25 protein-coding genes and 1 pseudogene are annotated in these 25,003 nt (G+C 39.4%); 12 read left to right on the top strand and 14 right to left on the bottom strand.

Features of this window, described 5'->3' with window-relative positions; all coding sequences use genetic code 11:
* Window positions 1-28 precede the first annotated feature (28 nt).
* Entirely contained in the window at window positions 29-1,081 is a 1,053-nt protein-coding gene (gene desA / locus BMY13_RS01220; protein WP_092501899.1) for a Delta(5) desaturase DesA, read from the bottom strand.
* 218 nt (window positions 1,082-1,299) lie between these two features.
* Between desA and BMY13_RS01215 the strand changes: the two genes are divergently transcribed.
* Both BMY13_RS01215 and BMY13_RS01210 read left to right on the top strand, forming a co-directional pair.
* On the top strand, window positions 1,300-1,890 hold the full coding sequence (locus tag BMY13_RS01215; RefSeq protein ID WP_092501897.1) for a sigma-70 family RNA polymerase sigma factor: 591 nt from the start codon (window positions 1,300-1,302) through the stop codon (window positions 1,888-1,890).
* 175 nt (window positions 1,891-2,065) lie between these two features.
* A complete protein-coding gene (locus tag BMY13_RS01210; protein ID WP_092501895.1) occupies window positions 2,066-3,148 on the top strand; it encodes a hypothetical protein in 1,083 nt (360 codons plus the stop codon).
* Window positions 3,149-3,231: 83 nt separating this feature from the next.
* On the opposite strand, the gene BMY13_RS01205 is transcribed toward BMY13_RS01210, so the two are convergent.
* Genes BMY13_RS01205 through BMY13_RS01160 form a run of 10 tightly spaced genes read right to left on the bottom strand, consistent with a single transcriptional unit; the run spans window position 3,232 to window position 10,528 of the window.
* Window positions 3,232-3,417, bottom strand: coding sequence for a hypothetical protein (locus tag BMY13_RS01205; protein WP_092501893.1), 186 nt, complete (start codon window positions 3,415-3,417; stop codon window positions 3,232-3,234).
* A gap of 11 nt (window positions 3,418-3,428) precedes the next feature.
* Entirely contained in the window at window positions 3,429-4,361 is a 933-nt protein-coding gene (locus tag BMY13_RS01200; protein WP_092501891.1) for a type II secretion system F family protein, read from the bottom strand.
* A 3-nt stretch (window positions 4,362-4,364) separates the two neighbouring features.
* Window positions 4,365-5,321, bottom strand: a complete 957-nt coding sequence (locus BMY13_RS01195) for a type II secretion system F family protein (RefSeq protein WP_175476683.1) — start codon at window positions 5,319-5,321, stop codon at window positions 4,365-4,367.
* Window positions 5,321-6,646: a TadA family conjugal transfer-associated ATPase gene (locus BMY13_RS01190; RefSeq protein WP_092501887.1), complete on the bottom strand. Its 1,326-nt coding sequence runs from the start codon at window positions 6,644-6,646 to the stop codon at window positions 5,321-5,323. Before BMY13_RS01190 ends, BMY13_RS01195 begins: the two co-directional genes overlap by 1 nt.
* Complete coding sequence (locus tag BMY13_RS01185) at window positions 6,646-7,833, bottom strand: CpaE/TadZ family protein (protein ID WP_092501885.1); 1,188 nt, start codon at window positions 7,831-7,833, stop codon at window positions 6,646-6,648. Before BMY13_RS01185 ends, BMY13_RS01190 begins: the two co-directional genes overlap by 1 nt.
* Window positions 7,833-8,438 carry a Flp pilus assembly protein CpaB gene (cpaB, locus tag BMY13_RS01180; RefSeq protein WP_092501883.1) on the bottom strand — a complete coding sequence of 202 codons (606 nt, stop codon included), beginning with the start codon at window positions 8,436-8,438 and terminating at the stop codon, window positions 7,833-7,835. Before cpaB ends, BMY13_RS01185 begins: the two co-directional genes overlap by 1 nt.
* Before the next feature lie 27 nt (window positions 8,439-8,465).
* Window positions 8,466-9,416, bottom strand: a complete 951-nt coding sequence (locus BMY13_RS01175) for a TadE/TadG family type IV pilus assembly protein (RefSeq protein WP_175476682.1) — start codon at window positions 9,414-9,416, stop codon at window positions 8,466-8,468.
* The gene (locus BMY13_RS01170) at window positions 9,416-9,796 is read right to left on the bottom strand and encodes a TadE/TadG family type IV pilus assembly protein (protein ID WP_092491188.1); all 381 of its coding nucleotides are present in this window, start codon (window positions 9,794-9,796) and stop codon (window positions 9,416-9,418) included. The genes BMY13_RS01175 and BMY13_RS01170 overlap by 1 nt, the downstream gene beginning before the upstream one ends.
* On the bottom strand, window positions 9,793-10,302 hold the full coding sequence (locus tag BMY13_RS01165; RefSeq protein ID WP_092501879.1) for an A24 family peptidase: 510 nt from the start codon (window positions 10,300-10,302) through the stop codon (window positions 9,793-9,795). Before BMY13_RS01165 ends, BMY13_RS01170 begins: the two co-directional genes overlap by 4 nt.
* Before the next feature lie 58 nt (window positions 10,303-10,360).
* Entirely contained in the window at window positions 10,361-10,528 is a 168-nt protein-coding gene (locus BMY13_RS01160) for a Flp family type IVb pilin (protein WP_092491186.1), read from the bottom strand.
* A 213-nt stretch (window positions 10,529-10,741) separates the two neighbouring features.
* On the opposite strand from BMY13_RS01160, the gene BMY13_RS01155 reads away from it, so the two are divergent.
* The 3 genes from BMY13_RS01155 to BMY13_RS01145 all read left to right on the top strand — a co-directional run bounded on the left by BMY13_RS01155 (window position 10,742) and on the right by BMY13_RS01145 (window position 13,808).
* On the top strand, window positions 10,742-11,068 hold the full coding sequence (locus BMY13_RS01155; RefSeq protein WP_092491185.1) for a DUF192 domain-containing protein: 327 nt from the start codon (window positions 10,742-10,744) through the stop codon (window positions 11,066-11,068).
* 140 nt (window positions 11,069-11,208) lie between these two features.
* A complete protein-coding gene (locus BMY13_RS01150; RefSeq protein ID WP_092501877.1) occupies window positions 11,209-12,786 on the top strand; it encodes a cation:proton antiporter in 1,578 nt (525 codons plus the stop codon).
* A 386-nt stretch (window positions 12,787-13,172) separates the two neighbouring features.
* Window positions 13,173-13,808 (top strand): lysoplasmalogenase, encoded by a 636-nt coding sequence (locus BMY13_RS01145; protein WP_342728091.1) that lies wholly within the window; start codon window positions 13,173-13,175, stop codon window positions 13,806-13,808.
* Window positions 13,809-13,846: 38 nt separating this feature from the next.
* On the opposite strand, the gene BMY13_RS01140 is transcribed toward BMY13_RS01145, so the two are convergent.
* On the bottom strand, window positions 13,847-15,502 hold the full coding sequence (locus tag BMY13_RS01140) for an FAD-binding dehydrogenase (RefSeq protein ID WP_092501875.1): 1,656 nt from the start codon (window positions 15,500-15,502) through the stop codon (window positions 13,847-13,849).
* 305 nt (window positions 15,503-15,807) lie between these two features.
* Between BMY13_RS01140 and BMY13_RS01135 the strand changes: the two genes are divergently transcribed.
* Window positions 15,808-18,195 carry an immune inhibitor A domain-containing protein gene (locus BMY13_RS01135; protein ID WP_092501873.1) on the top strand — a complete coding sequence of 796 codons (2,388 nt, stop codon included), beginning with the start codon at window positions 15,808-15,810 and terminating at the stop codon, window positions 18,193-18,195.
* Window positions 18,196-18,348: 153 nt separating this feature from the next.
* Here BMY13_RS01135 and BMY13_RS01130 read toward each other — a convergent pair whose 3' ends face one another.
* A complete protein-coding gene (locus tag BMY13_RS01130) occupies window positions 18,349-18,966 on the bottom strand; it encodes a class I SAM-dependent methyltransferase (protein WP_092491181.1) in 618 nt (205 codons plus the stop codon).
* A gap of 53 nt (window positions 18,967-19,019) precedes the next feature.
* Window positions 19,020-20,291, bottom strand: coding sequence for an MFS transporter (locus BMY13_RS01125; protein ID WP_092501871.1), 1,272 nt, complete (start codon window positions 20,289-20,291; stop codon window positions 19,020-19,022).
* 161 nt (window positions 20,292-20,452) lie between these two features.
* On the opposite strand from BMY13_RS01125, the gene BMY13_RS01120 reads away from it, so the two are divergent.
* The 6 genes and pseudogenes from BMY13_RS01120 to BMY13_RS01100 all read left to right on the top strand — a co-directional run bounded on the left by BMY13_RS01120 (window position 20,453) and on the right by BMY13_RS01100 (window position 24,960).
* A complete protein-coding gene (locus tag BMY13_RS01120) occupies window positions 20,453-20,638 on the top strand; it encodes an H-type small acid-soluble spore protein (protein WP_092501869.1) in 186 nt (61 codons plus the stop codon).
* Between the two features lie 18 nt (window positions 20,639-20,656).
* The gene (locus BMY13_RS01115) at window positions 20,657-20,845 is read left to right on the top strand and encodes an H-type small acid-soluble spore protein (protein WP_092501867.1); all 189 of its coding nucleotides are present in this window, start codon (window positions 20,657-20,659) and stop codon (window positions 20,843-20,845) included.
* A 151-nt stretch (window positions 20,846-20,996) separates the two neighbouring features.
* Window positions 20,997-21,059: pseudogene (locus tag BMY13_RS20025) on the top strand (hypothetical protein); the annotation flags it as partial.
* A 95-nt stretch (window positions 21,060-21,154) separates the two neighbouring features.
* On the top strand, window positions 21,155-21,934 hold the full coding sequence (locus BMY13_RS01110) for a CAP domain-containing protein (protein WP_092501865.1): 780 nt from the start codon (window positions 21,155-21,157) through the stop codon (window positions 21,932-21,934).
* A 270-nt stretch (window positions 21,935-22,204) separates the two neighbouring features.
* A complete protein-coding gene (locus BMY13_RS01105; RefSeq protein ID WP_092501863.1) occupies window positions 22,205-23,443 on the top strand; it encodes a dicarboxylate/amino acid:cation symporter in 1,239 nt (412 codons plus the stop codon).
* A gap of 755 nt (window positions 23,444-24,198) precedes the next feature.
* Window positions 24,199-24,960 (top strand): AAA family ATPase, encoded by a 762-nt coding sequence (locus tag BMY13_RS01100; protein ID WP_092501861.1) that lies wholly within the window; start codon window positions 24,199-24,201, stop codon window positions 24,958-24,960.
* Window positions 24,961-25,003 lie beyond the last annotated feature (43 nt).

Raw genomic sequence — 25,003 nt, 5'->3', positions numbered from 1 at the left:
AATATTGAAGGGTCTTCTACTAAATTGATTATTTTTCCTGAAAACTGGATTTTCCAGGGGTCATTTGTATCCCTAATTTTCTTTTGCGCAATAACTCTTTAATTTCTTTAAAGCTAACAAAAGTCTTGTTGTCTTCATCATATAGTCTGAATCGTATTGACTTCAAACTGGAAGCAAGCGTTATTGTTGTTGCCTGTTGTAATGGCGGAGTTGATTCATGTGCTTTTTCCAGATTATAGTTTGGAACTCTTGGACTTAGATGATGCACGTGATGGAAGCCAATACTTCCTGTCATCCATTCCATTACTTTTGGAAGCTTATAATAAGAGCTTCCATCTACAGCTGCTTTAACAAAATCCCACTCATCTTCGTTTTCAAAATAAGAATCCTCAAATTGATGCTGTACATAAAACAGCCAGATACCTGACGCGCCTGCAATGAACAGAATTGGAACCTGAACTATAACAAATGCCTGCCAGCCAATTGCCCAAATCAATAGTGCATAAATAACTGCAACTGATGCATTGATCAGGTACGTATTCATGCGTTCTTTACGTTTTGCACCTTTGCGATTAAATCGGTTCGACACTAAGAAAAGAAAAATCGGGCCTAAGCCAAACATAACTATTGGATTACGGTAAAGACGATAAGCCATTCTGCCCCAGAAGGATGCTTCAACATACTCATTGACAGTCATCACCCATACATCACCAGTTCCACGCTTGTCCAGGTTACTGCTTGTCGCATGGTGTATCGCATGATCCCGTTTCCACTTATCAAAAGCAAACAACGTTATAACACCGGTTATTGTACCAACAATCCGATTTGCTTTAGCACTTTTGAAGAATGACCCGTGGGTGCAATCATGGAAAATAATAAATGTCCGTATAACAAACCCTGCTGCAACAACAGTCAAAGCTAATGTTAACCATATCGAAACAGACAAACTTTGGTATGCAAGAAACCATGTCAGGAAAAACGGTATTAATGTATTTATAAGCTGCATTATGCTCGCTTTCTTATCTGAACCCGCAAAAGGGGTAACACTTTTTCGTAATTGTGCTTGTTTTTGTTTACTCATATTGCTTCCTCCTAGAGTAGGATTCTCTATATTTATTTGCAATTATTGATATTCTACTCTCCATAATAGAGGAAAAATACAAGCTAATATAGTCATAAACGTCAAATATATCGTATGACAAATGTCATGTTTTTATATATTGATTTTACTTAAAAATGAATCATTCCATTAAAATACAACGTCTTACACATGAAAAACAATATTAGGGGGGAAATAGAGTGGGCCACTCGAAAGCTTTCCATCTACCGTACAAGAAAGATGATCAGGACATTATACAGATGAATCCGGCTGAAGCAATAGCAGAAATTATGGACTTGTACGGTGATGAAATAAAACGATTGATATACACATATGTGAAAAATAATGCCGATACAGATGATGTCACACAAGAGGTTTTCATGACCATTTACCAGAAACTGAGCACGTTCCAAGGTAAATTAACACTAAAAAGCTGGGTTTATTCGATCGCGATCAATAAATCAAAGGACCACTTACGTAGCTGGCGATCACGGAATAAGCGTCTAAAAGAAAAATTGTCGCAGTCCGCCCGCTTTTTAGAAATATCCGATGAAACTCCAGAGGAATACATGATTAGGGAAAACGAATCAAGTGACCTTTTGGATAAGGTTATGAATTTACCGATTAAATACCGCGAAGTCATTATCCTGTATTACTTCAAAGAACTATCAGCAAGAGAAATCAGTTACGCATTGAACATGAAAGAAGTATCCGTAAGAACCCGGTTAATTCGTGGACGAGAGAAATTAAAACAGGTCTTATCACTAGAAAGAGGTGTAAATCATGGATAAAAAGTTAAAAGAATTGAAAGATCGATTTGAAAGTGATATACCAACCTCCTTTACGAATCGAGATAAACAAAGGGTTTTAACTAAAATAAAAAACGGGTAACATAATCAGGGCACCAAATATTTTCTTCCTAAAGCATTAACATTAGTCGTCTTAACTGCAATACTCTTTGTAGGAGTGACAATCGCCAGTGAACAGCTTGGGTTAACTGGAGGAGATAAACCAAACGAACAAGATTACAGTGATTACAGCGTCCTTCTTGAGGAGAGTACGGAACAATATCTAACGTTTACTCCTGCTAAAGTTAAGGTAGGAGATACCTTTGGTCAAATGGAAGTAACCGAGATCCAAAGACAAGACGATCAGACAATTGTTAGTTTTAAGGAGTCCAATAAACCATTTATGGTAACTGGAGTACTCTACAATGATGACCGATTCAGTTTTATTCCAGACAAAAAAACTTTGTTAAACATACCGGTTGCAGCCAAAGACATAGGAAAAAACCTAGAATTTCATTTTCAAAATAATAAAAAGGTCAAAAAAATATTTGGAATGGACTTAGAAAATTCAACACTTATATCTATAGAAGACTTGTCAGTTAATGTTGATCAAATCCGTTATATCTTTTCAGAAAATGGGTCGCTTATTAAACTTGGAATGAGGAATGCTGTAAGTTCAGAACCAGAACTTGATTACCCAAAGGAAAAATATAATACATCGATTGAACTATCAGATAAACTCTTAAATGTTTATAGTAAATATGCGGAAACTTTTGATGACAACTTCTTAAAAGGACTAAAGCCAATAGATATTTTTAAACTTTATTATCATTCTAAAAACGAAGGAAATAATAATGTTCAGTATGCCCTTTATATTAAAGGTGAAAATCAAGGTACGCCAGATAAAGAAACCTATTTTAACGATCCATTCTTTGCTATTGATCAAACGATGAAACAAAATGACAAGGAATTTTACCAAAAATTAAAAGAAGTTAAGATTTTTGAGGAAGTTTATTTATCCGGACAACAGGCAATAATCCGTTTTGAACTGGAGGATTCTAACTTTCAAATGGCTACATTCAGGTTAATTAAAAGCACAGATTTGGGCGTATGGAAGGTTGGTTGGCGGTATTGGTTTAATTTCCCAATACCGTTTTCTATTGATTTACTAATTAATAGTAATTTTAGTTTTAATATATTTGAATATGACTCCACGTGTTGTTCTGTTGATTCACGGGGCTCTTCTGTTGATTTCGCATGATGTTCTGTTGATTCACAAGGCTCTTCTGGCGATTCCGCATGTTATTCTGTTGATTCACGGGGCTCTTCTGTTGATTTCGCATGTTATTCTGTTGATTCACGGGGCTCTTCTGTTGATTCCACGTGTTGTTCTGTTGATTCACGGGGCCCTTCTGGCGATTCGGCATGATGTTCTGTTGATTCACGGGGCTCTTCTGGCGATTCCGCATGTTGTTCTGTTGATTCACGGAGCTCTTCTGGCGATTCCGCATCACATTCTGTCGATTCCACGTGATTTCCCCCTACAGCATATCCAACATATAAATAATTAACGGACCTAACAATACAATAAACATCGCTGGAAAGATAAACAGCATCATTGGAAAAACCATTTTAACCGGAGCTTTCATCGCTTGTTCGCGGGCTAATTGGGTCCGCTGCTCCCGAATTCTTTCCGTCAAAGATCTAATAACTTTTGCCATGCCTATCCCCAGCATATCGGCTTGAATTAGTGATGTGATGATGCTTTGGAACTGGTGAACCGGAACACGCTTTCTTAAATCAGCAAACGCTTCCCGTCTGGACTTTCCAAGCTTCATATCGTCTAATTCTTGCATGAACTCTTCTGATAGTGGTCCTTTTGTTTGTTCGCAGACCTTTAGCAAAGAAGCATCTAGACCCATACCTGCCTCGATTGAAAGGTTTACCATATCAAAAAAGTCCGGCATTTTTTTCTGAATCTCCTGCCTTCTTTTTTTAGTGATTTTACTTATATAAAAGGACGGATAATACATACCAAGAAGTGCTACAACCCCTGCTAATACAATTACAGAGAATAAACTTGTTTCTGTTTTGCCCAATAACAGAAAGATAACAAAAAACAGGAATGCGCCTATTAGAAATTGCAGAAAACGAAAGTCAATTGGTGACAGCTTAAGCGGATAACCTGCCTCACGCAGTCTTTGTTCGAGCTCTTTTTTCCTCGTCTTTGATGTTCTCTCGTCGATTACCGCCTTTGCTTTGTCTGTATACTTTTTCATGATAACCAAATTTTTACCGCGGTCACGATTCTTCTTCGCCTTTTTCTCGCGCTTTAATTTAGCTTCATCTATGTCAAAGTAATACTCCGTTCGGCTATTGATAATAATTTGTTTCTGAAACAACTTCGTTAAAACGGCTCCAAAAGTAATCATGAAAAAAAGGGCAGTAAACATGAAAAAATATAAATTTATCATACTTTACACCTCGATGTGTACGATTTTTTTGATAAAAAACCACCCTAGTACGATGTTAATACACCCAACGATGACCATTGTCCAACCTAGTGGATGTGAAAATAACATTTGAAAATATTCCGGGTTAACAAGTTTGAGATAAAGTGCTAGTGCTATCGGTAAAAGGGTAATGATTACTGAAGACATTTTCCCTTGTGCTGTTAACGTATTTACTTCATCCTTCACTCTTGATCTATCGATGATTGTCTCCTGCATCGTCTCCAACAGAAAGGCTAGGTTTCCACCACTGGACCGTTGAATGAGCAATGTATTTAAAACTATTTCAAGCTCTTTGTCAGGAAGCCGCACCAATAAACTTGCAAATGCATCCTCTACTGAAACCCCATAATTTATATCCTGGATGGCTTTTAAAAATTCCGGTCCTAATGGATCATCGATTTCCTCAGCGACCATCTTCATTGCCTGCATAAAGCTAAATCCAGCCCGGAGTGCATTCGCCATTGTGCCAAGCGCTTCACCAAGCTGTTTAGAACATGCATTTAACCGCTTTTTTCGCTTCCTCTTCACATACATAATTGGAACGTAAAATCCAACTGCACCACAAACAATAAGTAGTGAAAAGTGAAAATTATACATGTATCCAATCATTACTAGGAGAACCCCTACGATTATCCTTCCAATCAATAACTCTCCAAGGGATAGTTTAACGCCTGACTGTGTAAGCAGTTTTTCATTTTTCGATAAATTAATAAATGCTTCTAAAGATTTTCCAGCCTTTCTAATAAAGAACTTCTTTTCTTTCTGACTAACATCTTTCTCTTTTTTAATATTCTCAAAAAAAACATACTTTCTTAAACGTTTTTCGTATTTGCCCTTTTCAATAATTATCGAAAGAATAATCTTCGAAAAAATCGTAATAATTACGAATGCTACAATAATATAAATAACAGTGGTGGACATTACCATTCCTCCCTGAACATTGGTTGTAGGTTATATCCCGCTTCTTCAAGCTTTTCCAAACAATGTGGACGAATTCCTGTTGATTTAAATTCCCCTTCCATCTTTCCAGAAGCTATATTTCTGCGCTCATTGTAGACGAAAATATCCTGGAGTACGACTGTATCACCTTCCAGACCTAATACCTCAGTGATTTTAACAATCTTCCGTGAACCGTCCTTCATGCGCTCTTGTTGAACTATAATATCGAGCGCACCAGCGACTTGTTCACGAATCGCCCTAACCGGCAGATCAAATCCAGCCATTAAAACCATTGTTTCAAGCCTTGCCAGCAAATCCCTTGGTGAATTCGCGTGACCAGTCCCTAAACTCCCGTCATGACCAGTATTCATTGCCTGAAGCATATCAAGTGCCTCTGCACTTCGAACCTCCCCAACAATAATTCGGTCAGGTCGCATTCGTAGAGAGTTTCGCACAAGGTCCCTGATGGTAACTTCACCTTGCCCCTCAACATTCCTAGGACGAGATTCCAGTGAAACAATATGATCCTGGGAAAGCTTCAGCTCGGCAGCATCCTCAATTGTAACAATCCGTTCATGCCGTGGAATAAACGATGAGATCACATTTAATGTACTTGTTTTACCTGACCCAGTACCTCCACTAATAAATACATTAAGCTTTGACTCGACTGCCGCCTGTAGAAAATCAGCAATATCCTGGTTGACGGTCCCCATTCGTAATAAGTCATATATCGTAAACGGGGTCTCCGAAAATTTACGAATCGTAATCGTTGGACCATTTAATGCAAGAGGCGGAATAATTGCATTAACACGCGATCCATCAGGTAATCTTGCATCAACCATAGGTGAGCTTTCATCGATTCTCCTCCCTAGTGGTGCAACAACTTTTTCAATGACACGCAATACATGTAAATCATCACGAAAATGGGTAGTAGTCTTTTCAATCCGCCCATTTAATTCGATATAAACATCGTTTGGCCCATTCACCATAACTTCGGTTACATTCGGGTCAGCGAGCAGCGGTGAAATTGGTCCATAGCCTGTTAATTCATGGGTCATGTCTTTAATCATTTGCTTTTTTTCTTCAAATGTTAGTGTTTTACCCTCTTCTTCAAAAAAACTTTCCGTAAGCTGTTCTATCAGTACTTCAATCTCTCCACTTTGGTTTGCAGGCTTTTTCAGTTCATCAACAAGGAAGTTATGAAGACGAACCTCAATGTCTGATGATTTATTAATCGTACTTGAAGGTTTTGCCTGACCTTTATTTGCTGTCGGCTGCTCTCCACTTAGACGTGTTAATAAGGACATTACACATGCCCCCCTGCTGATACTTCAATCCGTTTAGCCTTTTTTTTCTTTTTAGACGAACGACTCTCTGGATTGTATAAGGCTTCAGCCAGCCGGAATAGTCGCTTGGCTACTTGCGATCTTGGATTTGTATAATTTAAAGGATTCCCCTCGTTTATCGCGGTTATCATTGGCTTATCGATTGCAGGAAGTGTTGTAAATACTTTCCTTCCAAGCACTTTCTCTAACGTATCAACATTTATCCCTTTTACTTTCATTTGCCGATTCAATACAACTTTGGCCCTGTCATCTATATGTAATGAACCCAATGTATCAAGCAACATCTTACTATTTTTTAGTGTTGGAAGATCAAGGAATGTCATCACCAAAATATCGTCTGAATTCTCCAGCGCAACAATGACATTCTCATCCATATTGCACGATGTATCGATGATCACCACGTCATAAAGCTTTTTAAGCGCATAAATTGCTTTTCGCACATAGTCACCAGTGATGACCTCAGCAAATTCAGGCCTTGGCGGAGCTGCCATTACCGAAATACCATTCTTATATTCCGTCATAAAGTTTTCGATTTGGGTTCCATCCTGGTCCTCTTTTACCCAGTCATATATCGTACGCTTAGGCTTCAGGTCCATGTACATCGCGACATCACCGAATTGCAGATCTAAATCAATCACAGCAACTTTTGCTATCTTCTTGCCATAGGATGCCGCAAGATTAACTGCTACCGTCGTCTTACCAACACCACCCTTAGTACTGGCAACCGTTATTACTTTGGCGTTTTTGACTGGCTTTGGCTTTGACTTTGACTGAAAATACGACTTGCTCTCACTGTTTGAAATAGCCAGCTGGATATCCTCTCTTATTTTAGAAAAGGAAGATGAGAGAAAGATAACATCTGCGGCGCCTGCCCGTAATGCTTTTTTCATATCCAGTTCTTCCTCAGATTGAAAAATTAACAAGGGCGTAGTAAGCGGAAACTGCAGGGATATCTTTTCACATAAACGATACACATCGTAAGCAGTAGTATCTGGTAAAATAACAACACTCTTATCCTCGGATTGTAATTGTTCAAATAACTTTGCCTCATTTGCAACCCAGTACAACTTATTTTCAGATTCGTTTATCAATCTGCTTAATCCTGATGTTAAGTCGTCATTTCCGGCAATAGAAAAAATTTTAACCATTATTTAAACACCCCTTCATGTAATTCATCCTCATGGATATGGGTATCCTTTGGCGCTAACTTGTTATCGCCTTCTTGTCTAAGCATTAGATACAGCTCATACCTTGTGGCGAATCCAAGTGCAAGACCCTGTTTCGGCGATAATTCAACCGTCACCATCTGATAACGTTTCATCGTCTCTTTATCATCTGCAGCATGACCGATTGCTAACACTTTCACATTTTCTAAAAGGAGCGTCGCTGAATCATGCTGTGTATCCCTATACTCTTCTGGAACGGTCATAACACCGACTACATCGACAAATGCCCCAGCCTCAATGAAACCTGCAACCCCAGTCACATCAGTTAATTCCATTGTCATTGCACGATTTCCTTCTGAAACTGGGATCATCTCATTTCCTGTGAATTCATCTGGTTCTTCAGTCTGTGACTCCTCCTCATCGCCAGAGGCTTTAGCCGTTTTAGCTTCTTCGTCTGTCTCATCTTCTGTTGCAGTAGTAGCCGGTTCAACAGTCTGGTTTGTGTTTTCTGTAACCAAAAAGTACATCATGCCTGCAGCAATTAATCCAAACACCATCGCAATTAACCATATCTTCTTGGAATTCATATACCCACCTCCTTAACTAAAATTTTATTATTCAACAAGCTTTACTCCGGAAATGCCATAGTCCTCACCTTCAGCACTGAATTCACCTGACCTAACGTAATCGATAAAACGTCCACTAAGTTCAAAATGGTGAACCGATTCAATCCAAAAGGCAGCAAATCCAACAATCCTTACTTCTGAAGAACCCGATTCCGTATATTCCTCTACTATTGGAACTGTTACGACACGACTGCATGTATTATCAGCTGTTTCATATGTTTGACAGTGTTCTTTGTCTGCATCCTGTTCAATAAGCGTTTCAAAGGCATCATTTACCGGACCTACCATTGCTCCTGTTTCGGTTTCCACATATTCATAGCTTTCAGGATCATCTGGATCATAAACTTCAAAATCAGCTCCATTTAAAATCGCATCTGCGAGTGCCTGTGCTCCATTTCCGTCTATCCCAAGAAAACCAAAGTTCCCCCCAACAGACGAATTCTCACCATTCCCAGGCTGAAAATTCATAACATATGGTGTTCCATCTGCAAACTCCCATTCGTCTCCAAGTTCAACCCCAACAGGTGTTATCCCATCTCCACCTATTAACGTATTCATAATTTCCGCACGTGCCTTGGCGGCTACATCTGTCTGGTCGAAACCTAATACTCTAGCAAAGGTGAGGTCTTTGTTAACCGTCTTATGTATTTCAATAAAGTTTTCACCGGTTGATACTTCACTGTCAATAACGGTAAAGCCGTTATCTGCTGCAATATCTATTGCGACTGCTTTGGCATTAGCCTCTGATGTGGTTAAAACCTGCGCACCTCCAAGTACTGCAGCATCCAATGATTTTTGCAGACGGCTTTTCTCAAGATACAATCCTCCTGCATCCACCACAATTGCGCTGAATCCTATTAGTACAAGCATTAAAAGCGCGACTAAAATCATTGCAATTCCACTTTGTTCTTTAAAAAGTAATTTAAATTTTTTCTTCATCATTCCACCCTCATTACTGTTGTGTCTTTTAAATCAAACTCTTCTATAATTTGACCGATAACCGGCGTTAAAAAATCAACTGGATATGTAAGTGTAATGTTCACTTCACTTCCACTTGTTCGGTTTGCTTCGCCTCCTGGAGTAATCACAATCCCTAAATTGTCTTCATCAAGGCTACTAGTTGCATCGATAATTTTTGCTTCGATAACACTGTCTGCAGAACCAATTGCTGCAGTTCGTGCTGCTTCTCGCCCTGCATGATCAAGTGTTAAATAAGCATGAAATATCCTCCCGAAATCAGTTATCCCAAACACCAGGAGCAACAAGATTGGTAATATTAATGCAGTTTCTACTAATGATTGACCTTTTTGTGATTTCATAGATAACTCTCCATTATAAATGTCATGAGTGCTCCCAATGCGATTGGAATTGCGTATGGGATTGATACATTGTTCTGCGTATCATTAGAAATTTCCAGTGACCCTTTTGTACTTTTTAAAAATAATAGCGAGAAAAGCATGTTTTTCACTGTCCATACAAGCTGCTTTCGTTTGATTAAGATGAATAAAGCGATAATTCCCCCAAAAACCCCTGCGTATATTCCGGTATAAAGAACAAATAATGTCCCTTTCCATGCACCAACAGCTGCTAGTAGTTTTACATCACCCGCTCCAATGCCTCCCATTACAAATGGAATGAATAACAACCCGATTCCTACTAAAAACCCTTGGCCACTGAACAGAAAGCCGTCTAGGCCGGTTGTAATGAGGTGATAAATAAGCGCAAAAATAATAGCTGGCATCGTTACTATATTAAGAATTTTCCTGCTGCGAAGATCTGTTATGGTGGAGATAATTAGGATGAGGATAATTGCTAGATTTGTCATTTTTGGTACTCCTTTCTTTGAAAAATCAGCCCCGCCGGAGCAGGGCTATTTAAACTAACTAAGCGCCTCTTAACGCATTCAATATGTCACGAAATAGTCTTTCTAACTCAGGTCCAATAGCAACTATAACTGCAATACATGCAACAGCAATCAACCCTACTAACAATCCATACTCCGTTAATGCTTGCCCTTCTTCTTCCTTGAAAAGTCTGATAAAATGATTCATATAAAATTCCTCCTAAGTATTTTTGTTCTTTTTAAAGAACTTAAATGAATTATATACAGAACGATTTTATTTGCAAACCCTCAAATTAGTTCGTTTGAACTCTACAAAGAACAATTTGCTTTGTTTTTCGTTCTTTATCTCGTTCATTCTCACAATTTTGTTTTTTATTTAGAACGAATAATTCATTATAATGAACGAAAGAAGATAAGAGGGGTGGAAGCTTTGGAAATTAGTTTACCGTTTGAAATAAAGGTAGCTGATAGTTATTGGGCAAGATTAAAAGGACTTCTGTTTTATAAGAAGCCTTTTACGGATGAAGGTCTTTTAATTACACGGTGTAAGTCCGTTCACATGTTTTTCATGCGGTTTCCGATCGATGTGGTATTTCTTGATCATTCAAACAAAGTAGTTAGAGCAATCCCGAATTTAAAACCATGGAAAGTAGTCCCACCAATACCCAATGCTGATTCAGCACTTGAGCTGCCTATTGGTACGATAGTGAAAAATCACATTACAGAAGGGGATACTATAAAGCTGTAATCGTTATATCCAGAAGTCAACTTCTTAATCGTCGGCTCTTTTTTATGCCTTTTTCGAAACATCTCATGGTAAATTTCATGAAATTGGTAAAAATGAGTGATATGATATGAAAAAGTGTTCGATGAAGGAGGAACAGCATAGTGCAGGAACTGGATTTACATCATATATTTTCGCTTGCTCTTATACTGGTGATGATTGCAGCGGGGATTACCGCTATTGCCATGAAATTTAATAAACCATATCCGATTGCGCTTGTCATTATTGGAGCAATCATTGGTCTAATTAACATCCCTGTCCTTGAGCCTTTAAAGGGTTTTATAACAGAAGGAGAAGTATTTAATTTTGCTGTCATTACGCTGTTCTTGCCTGCTTTATTAGGAGAAGCAGCATTAAAGATTCCATTTTCACACCTATACGATAATAAAAGGCCCATTATCATGCTCGCTTTTGGAGGAACCTTTTTATCTTTTATTGTTATCGGCTTTTCTTCCATGTGGCTGTTACAGTTTTCCGTCCCAGCAGCCTTCGTATTTGCAGCTGTTATGAGTGCTACGGACCCCGTCAGTGTTTTATCGATATTTAAAAACCTAGGTGTAAATAAACGACTATCTACCATTATAGAAGGGGAAAGTTTATTCAATGATGGGTTAGCAGTTGTGCTATTCAACATCTCCGCTTTTTCGCTAATCACCTATGCTGGAATGGGAATTGAAGGGGCAGGTTTAGGTGCTTGGGAATTTGTAAAAGTTGTTGCCCTGGGCGTGATCATTGGTGGTGCATCTGGATATATCATTTCAAGGATTACAAGATATTTTGACGATTACCCATTGGAAATCATTTTCAGTATCATTCTCTTTTATGGAGTCTTTTTACTGGCAGAGACCATTCATGCATCAGGGGTAATTGCTGTTGTTGTTGCTGCACTGATTTTAGGAAATTACGGAGCAAAAATCGGGATGAGCCCCACGACAAAATTGAATATCAATAACTTCTGGGATGTTGTAACATTGCTTGCAAACTCCCTGGTATTTTTAATGGTTGGACTCGAAATCACCATAATTGATGTAACTGATATGTGGGGACTAATCTTCCTCGCTATTATAATTGTCCTTGCTGGTAGAACTGTCGCTGTTTACGCGGGCTTATTTTTCACAAAAACTGTCCCGCTAACCTGGAAACACACGTTGACTTGGGGAGGCTTAAAAGGTTCCTTATCAATTGCGCTGGTTCTCAGCCTGCCAAGAGACTTCGAGGGGCGTGAGGAAATTTTAATATTAGCCTTTAGTGTAGTTTTATTTTCTCTAGTCCTTCAGGGGCTTACGATACAGCCACTGCTAGCTTGGCTTGGCGTTGACAAAAAGGATGACGGCTACGATGATTATGAAAAATTACTCGCACAAGCATACCGTTATGAAAAAGGAATTGAGGAAGTTAAACGGGTTAAAAAGAACCTGCGGATAACCGATACTGTAACAGATGTGATTATCGATGAATACCAGGAAAATCTTGATTCTGTACAGAGCAAAATTGAACAACTCATCCAGAATCAACCTGAATTACGAGAGAAACAGATCAATACACTTGAGCGTCATTCCCTTTACGCACAGCACGAAGCTGTTGAACGTCTAGCTAAAGAAGATATCATTTCCACCGAAATTGCTGATCAGGTAGTTGAGCAAATTATGAATCAACTGGCAGAATTGGAAAGTGAACACTAACAGCGCATTTAGTTTGGGTTGTTGCATTTGTGAAGAGTCCAATCAGCGGAATGAGGAACCGACAAATCTTGTGAGCGGATCCTCGTTCCGTTAATTGGAGGAAAAGCCGTCCCAAATGCGATGAGATGAATCCTCGTTCCGTTATTTGCTCAGAAACAATGAAAAATGAGGGTGTGAAGAACAAATAGCGGAATGAGGATTACATAACGTGCTCCAAACAGCCGATTTATAGGAAATAACGGAATGAGGATCCGACAAATCAGTAAAACTGATTCCGGGTCCGCTAAGTATAATAAGGCAAGATGAAAGCGCACTTAGCTTTAACTGCAAAAAGAGGAGTATTTGAAGGTAATATCGAATAATATATAGAATTACCATATAAGGATGTGAGTTTATTGAAAAAATATGGCTTACCTGTACTTATCCTATTAATGAGTATACTCTATATATTTTTCTTTTCTGATCAAATTGTCTTCAAGTTAATCCCAATGTGGCTAATTATTTGTTATGCCTATCTGCAATTCCCATCCAAAAGATCATTTACGCATTGGCTAGTCTTGATAGGTTTATTTTTCTGTATGCTCGGAGACGGATTGTTAGAGAAATGGTTTGTTATCGGGCTGACCGCTTTTCTTATCGGGCACCTTTTTTATATGGCAGCTTTTTTCAGCTGCTGGAAATTCTCTAGAATCAGGTTTGGTACAATCATACTATTAATATTGTACGGCCTATTAATTGGCAAAGAGTTAATGGACGGGCTTGTTACACAGGGGAACGACGCCTTATTGGTACCTGTTCTGTTTTACATAATTATAATTTCCTTAATGGCTTGGGCCGCTATAATGACTAAGAACAAGTGGGCTATTACAGGCAGTATATTCTTTGTTATCTCAGACTCGATTCTTGCTTGGAACATGTTTATTTCAGATATCACTTATTCAGGATCGCTTATCATGACTACGTATTATGGAGCACAATTCCTGATTGCTCAAAGTATAGGCAATCTAAAAACTGACTTATAAATGGCGTTAATAACTACGCCATATAAGTCAGTCCTTTTTTATTTTAATTCTTTTGCTATCGCTCGGCCTGCTTCCCGTCCAGTGAATAAACATCCACCTAAGAAGGTCCCCTCAAGTGCGCGGTAGCCGTGTAATCCGCCACCACCAAATCCAGCAACCTCGCCTGCAGCGTATAGGCCAGGAATTGCCTCAACTGTTTCACTTAAAACTTGACCAGACAAATTAGTCTGCAGACCACCCAATGTTTTACGACTAAGGATATTCAACCGAACTGCAATTAGTGGTCCGTTTTTCTTATCCAATAATTTGTGGGGAGAAGCAACTCGGATTAATTTATCACCTAAGTATTTACGTGCCCCACGTATAGCTGTTATCTGTAAATCTTTCGTGAATTTATTGTCCATTTCACGGTCACGTGCTTCAACCTGCCGTTTAATGTCCTCGATATCCAAAAGCTTATCACCTGTCAGTTTGTTCATGCCAACTACTAAATTATCAATATTATCAGCAACAACGAAGTCCTCACCCTTGTCCATAAATGCCTTCACCGGAGAGGTTGGACCAGGCAATACTCTGCTCAATACTTTTTTAATGCTTTTCCCCGTTAAATCAGGGTTTTGTTCTGAACCTGATAGGGCAAATTCACGTTCAATTATTTTCTGTGTCAGAATAAACCAGGAATAGCTGTAACCTGTTTTTTGAATCGTATCCAAGGTCCCGAGTGTATCGAAACCTGGAAAATTTGGTGCTGGCAATCTTTTTCCGGTTGCATCCAGCCATAGTGACGATGGCCCAGGCAGAATGCGTATCCCGTGTTTATTCCATACAGGGTTCCAATTTTTTATCCCTTCCGTATAGTGCCACATGCGATCGCGATTAACAACTCTGCCACCAGCTTCTTCTGTAATAGAAAGCATCCGCCCATCAACATGCTTTGGGACACCGGAAATCATATTTTCAGGTGGTTTGCCTAGCCGATCTGGCCAATTTTTTCGAACCAAATCGAAGTTGGCACCTATTCCACCACTGGTAACAAGCACTGCCCTTGCACTATATTCAAAGTCATCAATAATTTCACGTGAACTTTCCTCACCTCGCCCGGCAGAACTCGGAGCGAGAACAGCCCCTCCTGCGCCAACAATAGCACCATTACTCGTAACAAGGTTATCCACACGATGGCGTGGCATGTACTCGACCAGGCCATTTTTCATGTGTTCGCGAACGCGTCGTTCAAAAGGAGCAACAATTCCAGGACCTGTTCCCCATACAATATGAAAGCGTGGCACCGAATTACCATGCCCTTCAGCATCATATCCACCACGTTCAGCCCAGCCAACTACCGGAAAGAACTTTACACCCATTTCACGAAGCCATGCACGCTTTTCACCAGCTGCGAAGTCCATATAAGCTTCACCCCATTTTCTCCCCCAATAGTCTTCATCATCTTCTCTATCAAATCCTGCTGTACCAAGCCAATCCTGCCAAGCAAGTTCTTTGGAGTCCTTTACTCCCATTCGGCGCTGTTCTGGCGAATCAACCAAAAACAAACCACCAAACGACCACCAAGCCTGCCCTCCAAACGAAGCTTCAGGTTCCTGATCCAGCAACAGCACTTTTTTGCCAGCGTCAGCTATCTCTGCAGTAGCCACCAAACCAGCAAGACCAGCCCCAACTACTATTACATCATATCCCACTATATATATCTTCCTCTCGACACTATATTATCTCTAACATTATTTTTCTTTTGAAAAGTCAATGTTCTAAAGCATGACTTTAAACCCATTACATTACACAAAATTAACCCTTATTACCTACGTCAGAATTAGGTCTTATAACCCCTTATTTGTCATAATCTGTTTATAATATTTACAATATTCAATTATGAATATACTATTAAATTACTCTTACAATTTTTTTACTATTTCAATAGATTTGGAAGGAGGTCTTGATTAATAAATTTATAAAAAATCACTACAATACTTAGGAGGCAATTCATCGTATGAAGAAGAAGGGACTAATTCTTTCGACAACGTTAGCACTTTCACTAGGTTTTAGTGCAGTAAGTGCTGATACAATCTCTACAAACGAAACCGGATCTAATCTATCTACTAAAGTTCAATCATCACAAGGATCATCCTTTGATCCAGGAATGGCTAATGATGAGAAGTTAATCAAGATGCTAAAAGAAAATGGAACCATTGCTAAAGATGCATCACCTGCAGAGGCTCAAAAGGCACTGCAAAAATACTTAAAGAGTAAAGCAAAAGGTGCTAATAAGACTAAAGATGATCTGCCAAATGGCCTTGATACGAATATGAAAGATTCAAAGAATAATAACAACAATCCTCTAAAAAATGGAGAAGGTAACAAACTAGGACAAGCTAAACAGGGTGAGGTTGACTCTGTTGAAGAGGAGAGCTATAACGGGGAAGTTCGTAAAGACAAAGTTCTAGTACTTGCAATTGACTTTCCTGATTATGAAAAAAGCTCGATCACACCAGAGGAAACGGATATGTGGTATGAGAATTATCCAACCCAGCATTTCCAGGACATGATTTTTGGTGATGACGGATATGAAGGCCCTAATGGCGAAAATTTCACCTCTATGAAGCAATATTATGAACAACAATCTGGTGGAAGTTATACTGTTGAAGGTAATGTAGCTGGCTGGTATACAGCTGAAAACCCTGCTGCTTACTATGGCGGAAACGTTCCAGCTCCTGATGGCAGTGATGCTCGCCCTCGTGAGTTAGTTTATGAAGCACTTACAAAAGCAGCTCAGGATGAAAGCATTGATTTAAGCGAATACGATGTTTGGGATCGCGCTGATTATGATGGTGATGGAGTAAAAGCTGAGCCAGACGGAATTATTGACCATTTAATGGTTATCCATGCTGGTGTTGGTGAAGAAGCTGGTGGCGGCTCACTTGGTGGCGACGCAATCTGGTCTCACCGCTGGAACCTTGGGCAGTTAACTGCAGTTCCTGGTGCCACATCTGATAGTGATCGTTTCGGCGGTCTGCTAGGGGCTTATGATTATACAATCGAACCGGAAGATGGCGCTGCTGGTGTATTTGCTCACGAATATGGACATGACTTAGGTCTACCTGATGAGTATGACACTGTATACAGTGGAGCTGGGGAAGCTGTAGCATATTGGTCACTTATGGCAAGCGGCAGCTGGGCTGGAGATGTACCTGGAACAGAACCTCCTGGAATGAGCCCTTTTGCAAAAGAAATGCTGCAAGCTAATCATGGTGGCAACTGGTTAAGCGGATCTACACTTCATTCAGACGAAGTCACATCCGAAGGTACTAGTGCCCTTCTAGATGAGGCTGTAACAAAAGGTACCAACAATGATACAGTTCGCGTCGACCTGCCAAAAAAATTAAATGTGTTGAACACACCTGCAGAAGGTGAGTTTGAATATTATGGTGGCAAAGGTAATGAAGTTGACCACAATATGACAACAACTGTTGACTTAACAGGGGCAACAAATGCAACACTCGATTTCGATGCTTGGTATAACATTGAGCAGGATTGGGATTATGCAATGGTTCAGGTTTCAACAGATGGTGGCGAAACCTGGGAATCACTATCAAGTGAACGAACTAGTTCAACACTAGCTGAAGGTGGATATCCTGCAATTGAAGCAAATCTTCCTGGTTACACTGGTTCAAGTGACGGTTGGGTTCATGAAACAATCGATATAAGCCAGTATGCCGGACAGGAAATTCAGCTTCAATTCCGTTCCATGTCAGACTGGGCTACAAACCTTGATGGATTCTTTGCTGATAATGTAACAGTGACAGCAGACGGAAGTGAAGTATTATCTGACGGTGCTGAAGCAGAACCTAAATTTGAATTAAACGGATTCGTTAAGCATGATGGTAAGTATAAAACAGATCATTATTACTTGCTTGAGTGGAGATCACACAACGGTGTGGATGAAGGTTTAGCAAACATCCGCCGTGGGGCTAGCTTAATGAGCTATGATCAAGGACTACTTGTATGGTATGTCGATGAGTCATACGACAACAACTGGACTGGCACTCACCCAGGTGATGGATTCCTTGGTGTTGTTGATGCTGACCAGCATGCTACTTACTGGAGCGATGGAGCAGTTGGAGCTTCCCGTTATCAATTAAACGATGCGGCATTCAGCCTGGATAAAAGCAGTAAAATGTTCTTAGATTACACTGACCTACTAGGTGTTACGATGACAGACAACTACACGAAACGTACACCATTATTCGATGACAGTGCTGACTGGAGTAATCCAGGTCTTGTAGACGCTGGACGTAATGTTCCAGAATACGGTTTGAAATTCCGTGTAACTGGTCAAAGTGATGATGGTACTGTTGGTCAGGTACTAATCTCTAAGTAAACAAACTTTAAGCCTACCTTTAGTCTTCCTAAAGGTAGGCTTTTATTAGCAGTTACGGCGCTTGCTATTAATGTTTGCACTCCAGATTATAAAGGGTTCTAAGAAAGCAAAATACGCTTTCATAGAACCCCTTTAACGAATACCAATTTTTTCTTATTTTCTGCAAATAACTAACCCAAGCGGTAATTTCTCTGCTGCTTCAAAGTCTGCCGGCTTGATTAACGCACCTTTTTGAAAATAGAATTCCTTGGTTGTATACTCCGGAAACAAATTTCTAAACTCATCAATCCTCAACTGATGGATGTGAAATGGTGAACCACATGCAACACCACGCCCTTCACCAAAAGGGGTTGATAAGATAAGTGTGCCCCCTGGCCTTAGCATTTCGTAAATATTAGCTAAAAATTGGCTTTCTTCTTCTACATGTTCAATAGTTTCAAAGCTGAGAACACAGTCAAATTGCCCCAATTTGTCTGGTACTGTTGAATCTGTCACATCACCTTCTATAAAAGTGGATAACGGATGATAAAAAGTACCCTGTGCGTATTTCACTGCTTCAGTATCAATATCGACTCCCACAACTTCACTTACTTTATCCTTACATTTCTTTGCGATGATATGCGTTCCATAACCAGCGCCACTTGCAAAGTCCAGTACACGTCCATGAACAAAATCACTGGCAAAATGATATCTTGCCACATGTTCAATTAACAACTCGTTAGTTATTTTCATCTTTTCGGGAATAACGCGTTCTCCAGTATCCTTTAACATCATATTCACCGCTTAATTAAATTTTATACACTTATTTTAACATATCCTACTTTTTACACCGCTTTTAACTTGTCTTTCTGAGGCTTTCTTGCTGTTATTGCACAAATTAGTCCAATTAATGGAAAGGTCAGTGAAGCAAGCAAAACAGGTGTATAGTTATGAAACAAATCAAATCCAGCACCAAACGGCAGTGGGCCTAAAGATGACCCAAGTACAACCATTGTCATCCCAACACCATTTATGCTGCCGATATACTTCCTGCCAAAAAAATCAGGCCAGACAACATTCATTCCAATCCGCTCAATACCATTTGCTATACCCCAAATTGCACCAAATAAAATCGCCATTAGCAAACTATTTGTGATTAAAAGCATTAACATAAAGATCATTTCGATTACAAAGACACTTGCTAACAAATAATTCGTCTGTATTTTTTCGGTGATAAATCCTGAAACTAGCGACATCGGAAGGCCAACAATAGCCATTAAACTTAACACCATTGCAGCAACACCTGGAGAAAGGCCATTCGAATCAAAGATGGAAATAATGTGAAACGTAATGCCTGTATTTATCATTGATGGAATGCTGACACTAACCAGAATGCCCCAAAAAGCCCAAGTACGCATCGCTTCTTTTAATGTCCAATCTTTTTCCGATTCAGGTAGAGTTGTTCCGATAACTGGTTCTGAGTTCTCGTCATCGGCCTCATTTGTCCCGTCCGGTTCCAGTCCCATTACTTCTGGGCGATTGCGGACCCCAAACAGAGCAATTGGAACAAATATGACAAGCAACGACACTCCCCAGAATCTCCACGCAAACTGCCAATCCCATGTTTGAATGAGCCAGGAATTAATAATTGGCAGCAGCATCGCACTAATGAAACTGCCCATCGTCATAAAACTGAATGCCCGACCTCTCTTTTTAACAAACCATTGAGCCACAAGGGTATTGGGAATAAGTGACATTGTGCCTTGACCCAACAGTCTCACTAAAAAGAAACCAATCGCAAGCATAAACATGTTCGTAACTGCACTGTTGAAGAAACAAGCCACCGCAAAGACAATCCCAACTGTTACCATCATGAACCGCTGGCCAAATCGATCAATAAACCGACCAACAAACATCATTGTTAACCCAGCGACAAGTGTCGCTGATGAGTATAAGCCGGACACCTCCGTTCGAGACCAGCCAAAATCATTTATGTACTGGTCAATAAATAATGAGATGGAATATGTTTGACCAGGCCCTGAAAAAAAGATTCCCAGCCCGCCAATAAAAACAATAAACCAGCCATAATAAAATTTTTGAAAAAATTTGCCTAACAAAGCTGCACCTCCATGTCCGAACGCTGAAACATTTTAAATCCAGATTAAATTTTACGTCAAAACAAATGCAAATACAAACTTAAAAATGGTTATTTCATCCTCGTATATTCCCTTTCCCAAAGCAAAAAATAAGATTAAGCAATTCAGAAAGGAGAACTATCATGGACAGTAATCGGGCACAGGAAATTATTGATTCATTTGCAATGATAAACGTAAAATACCATGGGATACCGGTCTATATACAAGGAATAAACGAAGATAGCGAAACAGCAACTGTCTTCCCGCTTGATGAAATGGATCATGAACAACAAGTTGACTTAGAAGGCTTATTTGAAGATGGCCCATAAGAAAGGAGTAAGTGAACAATGAACAGACAACGAGCCGAAGAAATAGCCCAATCAGCAGATATGAAAAACGTTACCTATAACGGAAAACAAGTCTACATTCAGCATGTTAGTGATCAGAATGAAACAGCTCGGGTTTTCGCTCTGAATGACACGGAAAATGAATTTGACGCCCAGCTTGCACAACTTAACGAAAAGTTAGGAGGATAATAGATGGATGACACACATAATTTTGTGAAAAAGTTTAATGAAACTTAGAAAACTTGGCTTACGCCAAGCCTTAATGTAGATAAGCCTTAGTTGCACTTATGCAGTAAGAAAGTATTTATACTTTCTTAACTGCCAAGAAAAAGGATAGACACACAACAAGAAACAACAAGGCCGAGGCGATCCTGCCGATAAACTGCCTAACAAACGGAACTAGACATTAAAAGTCCTCCATTTGCTTTAATTTCCCATATATATTTATTAAATAAAAGCACAAATTAATAAAGACAATGAGCAAAGGAGGCTTATAACATGAAATTTAATAAACTTTTCGTAGTATTAATAAGTATACTCTTCTTATTACTGGCTGCATGTAACACTACCAATAATAATGAAGATGCTTCAAATAACGATCCGAGTGAAGAAGATGCTATCTCTTTTACCAAGACAGATGAATCCAGTGGAGACCTTCAGACAGACCAAATAGAAAATCAGCAGAACCAGGGTAATTTCAATATCGACATGTTTGGTTTAGGAGAAGATGATAAAAATTGGAACCAGCGTGAACAGAGTCGACAAGGATTAGATCGACAGGATCAAGGGCAACTTAGACGAGATCAGCAACAGCGAAATCAAGGACAAGAAGGACAAACGCAACAAGAGCAAGACCAGCAGACAGAAGATGAGGCAAACCAAACACAGCCACAACAAGGGCAAAATGAGTTTACGTCAAATGTCATCAAGTTAACAAATCAGGAAAGAAGTAATCAAGGGCTCTCCCCGTTAAAGGCACACAAAAAACTAAGCAACGTAGCCAGAAATAAAGCTCGGGACATGCAATCTAATGGTTATTTTTCACACAACAGTCCAACATATGGATCCCCTTTCGATATGATGAAGAATGCAGGTGTTTCTTATCAATCAGCTGGTGAAAACATCGCTCGTGGGCAGCAGTCACCTCAACAGGTTGTCGATGCCTGGATGAACAGTCAAGGGCACCGTGAAAATATATTGAATGAAAGCTTCACACATATTGGAGTAGGTCATACGGAAAGTGGCGATTACTGGTCACAGATGTTCATCCAAAAATAACGATAACATTTTAACGAGGATCTAAGAAGTCAATTCTTCTCTGATCCTCATTTCTTTAGCCCTTCCTACTTAAGCATGGACTTTGACAGTATTATGTGAGTGCTGTATGTTAAAATAAATTCCGATAAATTTTATAGGAATAATACTTTATTTAGAAAACTTGGCATTCGCCATGCTTTTTGGTGAATACCATAGTTGCACTTATGCAGTAAGAAAGTAGTTATACTTTCTTAACTGCCAAAAGAAACCTGCTTTAAAGGAGGGCATTTTATGAATACAATATGGAAAGGCTATATCAATGCTTCACTTATCCTAAAAATTACTGTCGCACTTATTCTTGGCGTTATTGTCGGTTTATTATTTGGCAAGGAAGCAGCTGTCTTAGCTCCTTTTGGAGATTTACTAATTCGATTACTTAAATTCGTTATCGTACCACTCATTTTATTTACGTTAATCGTCGGAGTAAATCAAACCAGGCTGGCTAATCTAGGGCGTATGGGTGGAAAGGTATTTCTGTATTACCTGTTAACATCCGCATTGGCAATTACTGTTGGAATATCTGTTGCAAGTATTCTCGATCCCGGGACTGGGATGACACTAGATACAAATGAAGAATTTGAGGTTCCTGATAACCCGGGTGTCACAAGTGTTATCCTAAATATTGTTCCTGAGAATATTATAACAGCGTTTAGTAACCTAAATCTGCTCGGTATTATTTTCACTGCAATCGCGTTTGGAATTGCTATATCTGCTTTAAGGTCATCCAAAGAGCATGCAGAACTTGGGGAAAGTGTGTATAAAGTAGTTAACGGGCTGAATGAAGCTACATTGAATATTATGAAGGTCATTATTCAATACGTCCCAATCGGGATCTTCGCTATAGTTGCAGAGATCGTTGGTAACCAAGGTTTAAATACACTATTAGAGTTAGGTAACATGATTGTTGTCCTCTATATTGCGTTAATTGTTCAGATTGTTTTTTATATAATCTTTATGATTTTATCAAAAGTAAACCTAAAAGAATTCTTCACACAGGCACGTACACCTATGATTACCGCCTTTGTGACGCAAAGCAGTTCAGGTACATTACCATTAACGCTTGATGCTGCGAAGAACCTGAAGCTAACCAAGAGCCTATATGGATTTAGCTTGCCATTAGGAGCCACTATTAACATGGATGGGGCTGCAATACGCATAGCTGTATCTGCAGCATTTGCCGCCAATATTATTGGTGATCCACTGAGTATTGCTGACATGCTTCAAGTTGTATTAATCGGTACATTAGCATCCGTTGGTACAGCAGGTGTACCAGGTGCTGGAATTATTATGATTGCTACCGTGTTTGCACAGTTAGGACTGCCAATGGAAGCAGTGGGATTACTGACTGCAATAGACGTTCTTGTTGGCATGGGCGCTACAGCACTAAATGTCACCGGTGACTTAGTCGGTACATCTGTTATTAATAAAACGGAAGCCGAACGTAGTAATGAGGAATCAACCACGAATTAAATAGAAGCAATTTAGGACGTGGCTGGGACAAAAGTATTTAGTCAAAGTAAAACCCGTGATTCAAAATTCTTGAAATAGAATTTGAATCAGTTCGGGTTTTTGTTGTTGATTAGAAATAAACTGCCACATACTTTTAAAAAAGTTTGAGTGCTATTATACCGCTCCGGAAATACACTTCGCGCACCTAGGGCGGCTGATGAGCCTCCTTGCTCCTACGTCGCTGCGTAGTCTATCTAGGCACAAGCTCCCACAGGAGTCTACGTGTATTTCCTCCGCTGGATTGTACTCACTTTATCCTAACAATTAGCAAATATTTCAGATACGTGCAGTTTTTTTTATTCCAGCTATGGACCTTCACAGTGACATCTTAATCAGTGGAGGCGGAATACATAGACTCCTATGGGAACAGCACGTTCCGAAGACCCCGGAAGGAGCGTTCTGAGCGTCACGAGGAGGCTGAAGTCGTGCCCATGGAAAGCGAAGTATTCTGCCGAAACGAGTCAAAGCACTCTACCCTCTTTAGAACTGGAAAAAAGGCTAAAAAATATTTCCACAGTATGTCGCAGTTTATTTCAATTACATATTAGATTCAACCATTGATAATGAACGTTCTAAATAACCTATCCTGTTATTATTCGTCTTTAAAGTAGAGATTTTATTTATGTCCCAGCCTCGTTTTTATGCATAACCCTAAAATTGTTGCGAAAACAGTCGATATAAGAAGAGTCGAACTTTTTTAAATAGGAGATGATAGCGTGACCAAGGATACGGAAAAAAAGTCAATGGGCTGGTTGAAAGGTGTTTTATCTAATCAAAATCAGCCGGAACAGGCAAGTCTTGAAGAGCACCCCTCTTCTGAAGTAACGGAAAAACAGCAGCCAAACAATCATGAGGAACCTGAGCAAACAGACACACCTGAGAACAAACATTTATTCTCAAAGGATAACCAGGATAAGATAGCTTCAGATTTAATTGTTTCTTTAGAAAACATGCTAAAGGACAGGGAGCTGATACTTTACAAAAATAATGGGCTAAAAGATCAATTACATACAGCGAATGAAACCATTAATCGTTACAAGCATGACGAAGTTAAAAAAGATCAGCTTATACAAGATAAAAATAAGGAAATTCGCGAGCTAGAAGGTAACCTTACGAATAAACAAATGAGTTATGATCAGCTTCTTGAGGACTACAAAGAATACCAAAGTACTTCTAACAGCGAATATGAGAAAATCTCCAATGATCTTGAAACAGAAAGCAATAAATACAACAAGCTAAATGAGGAATCTACGAATGCTCAATACCAGAGCATGTTAAAGATTAAAGAACTGGAAGAAAAAGTTAGAAATCTAGAAATAGAAAACAAAAAATACAATGAACAATACGAAAAAATTACCGATGAAAAAGCTGAATTAATGCAGACCATTAACGACTTTACCGAGCGGATGTCCTTTTCTTTCTCTCCAAAGACTACCGCCGCCAATACTTCACCAGAATCAGCTGATTCATCAGACTAACCAATCGGGTTGCAAACTTCTACTAATAAAAAAAGGAGGCAGC

Origin of the sequence: Virgibacillus subterraneus, assembly GCF_900110695.1 — a bacterium.
In the GTDB taxonomy this organism is placed as follows: Bacteria; Bacillota; Bacilli; order Bacillales; family Amphibacillaceae; genus Lentibacillus; species Lentibacillus subterraneus.
The sequence above is the reverse complement of the archived record's forward strand: the minus strand, read 5'-3'. Positions and strand labels throughout refer to the sequence as shown.

Excerpts from the sequence above, each read along its gene's own strand:
- desA (WP_092501899.1), bottom strand. The coding sequence starts at position 1,081 with ATGAGTAAACAAAAACAAGCACAATTACGAAAAAGTGTTACCCCTTTT.
- BMY13_RS01200 (WP_092501891.1), bottom strand. The coding sequence starts at position 4,361 with ATGATAAATTTATATTTTTTCATGTTTACTGCCCTTTTTTTCATGATT.
- BMY13_RS01195 (WP_175476683.1), bottom strand. The coding sequence starts at position 5,321 with ATGTCCACCACTGTTATTTATATTATTGTAGCATTCGTAATTATTACG.
- BMY13_RS01190 (WP_092501887.1), bottom strand. The coding sequence starts at position 6,646 with ATGTCCTTATTAACACGTCTAAGTGGAGAGCAGCCGACAGCAAATAAA.
- BMY13_RS01185 (WP_092501885.1), bottom strand. The coding sequence starts at position 7,833 with ATGGTTAAAATTTTTTCTATTGCCGGAAATGACGACTTAACATCAGGA.
- cpaB (WP_092501883.1), bottom strand. The coding sequence starts at position 8,438 with ATGAATTCCAAGAAGATATGGTTAATTGCGATGGTGTTTGGATTAATT.
- BMY13_RS01175 (WP_175476682.1), bottom strand. The coding sequence starts at position 9,416 with ATGAAGAAAAAATTTAAATTACTTTTTAAAGAACAAAGTGGAATTGCA.
- BMY13_RS01170 (WP_092491188.1), bottom strand. The coding sequence starts at position 9,796 with ATGAAATCACAAAAAGGTCAATCATTAGTAGAAACTGCATTAATATTA.
- BMY13_RS01165 (WP_092501879.1), bottom strand. The coding sequence starts at position 10,302 with ATGACAAATCTAGCAATTATCCTCATCCTAATTATCTCCACCATAACA.
- BMY13_RS01160 (WP_092491186.1), bottom strand. The coding sequence starts at position 10,528 with ATGAATCATTTTATCAGACTTTTCAAGGAAGAAGAAGGGCAAGCATTA.
- BMY13_RS01135 (WP_092501873.1), top strand. The coding sequence starts at position 15,808 with ATGAAGAAGAAGGGACTAATTCTTTCGACAACGTTAGCACTTTCACTA.
- BMY13_RS01130 (WP_092491181.1), bottom strand. The coding sequence starts at position 18,966 with ATGTTAAAGGATACTGGAGAACGCGTTATTCCCGAAAAGATGAAAATA.
- BMY13_RS01120 (WP_092501869.1), top strand. The coding sequence starts at position 20,453 with ATGGACAGTAATCGGGCACAGGAAATTATTGATTCATTTGCAATGATA.
- BMY13_RS01115 (WP_092501867.1), top strand. The coding sequence starts at position 20,657 with ATGAACAGACAACGAGCCGAAGAAATAGCCCAATCAGCAGATATGAAA.
- BMY13_RS01110 (WP_092501865.1), top strand. The coding sequence starts at position 21,155 with ATGAAATTTAATAAACTTTTCGTAGTATTAATAAGTATACTCTTCTTA.
- BMY13_RS01105 (WP_092501863.1), top strand. The coding sequence starts at position 22,205 with ATGAATACAATATGGAAAGGCTATATCAATGCTTCACTTATCCTAAAA.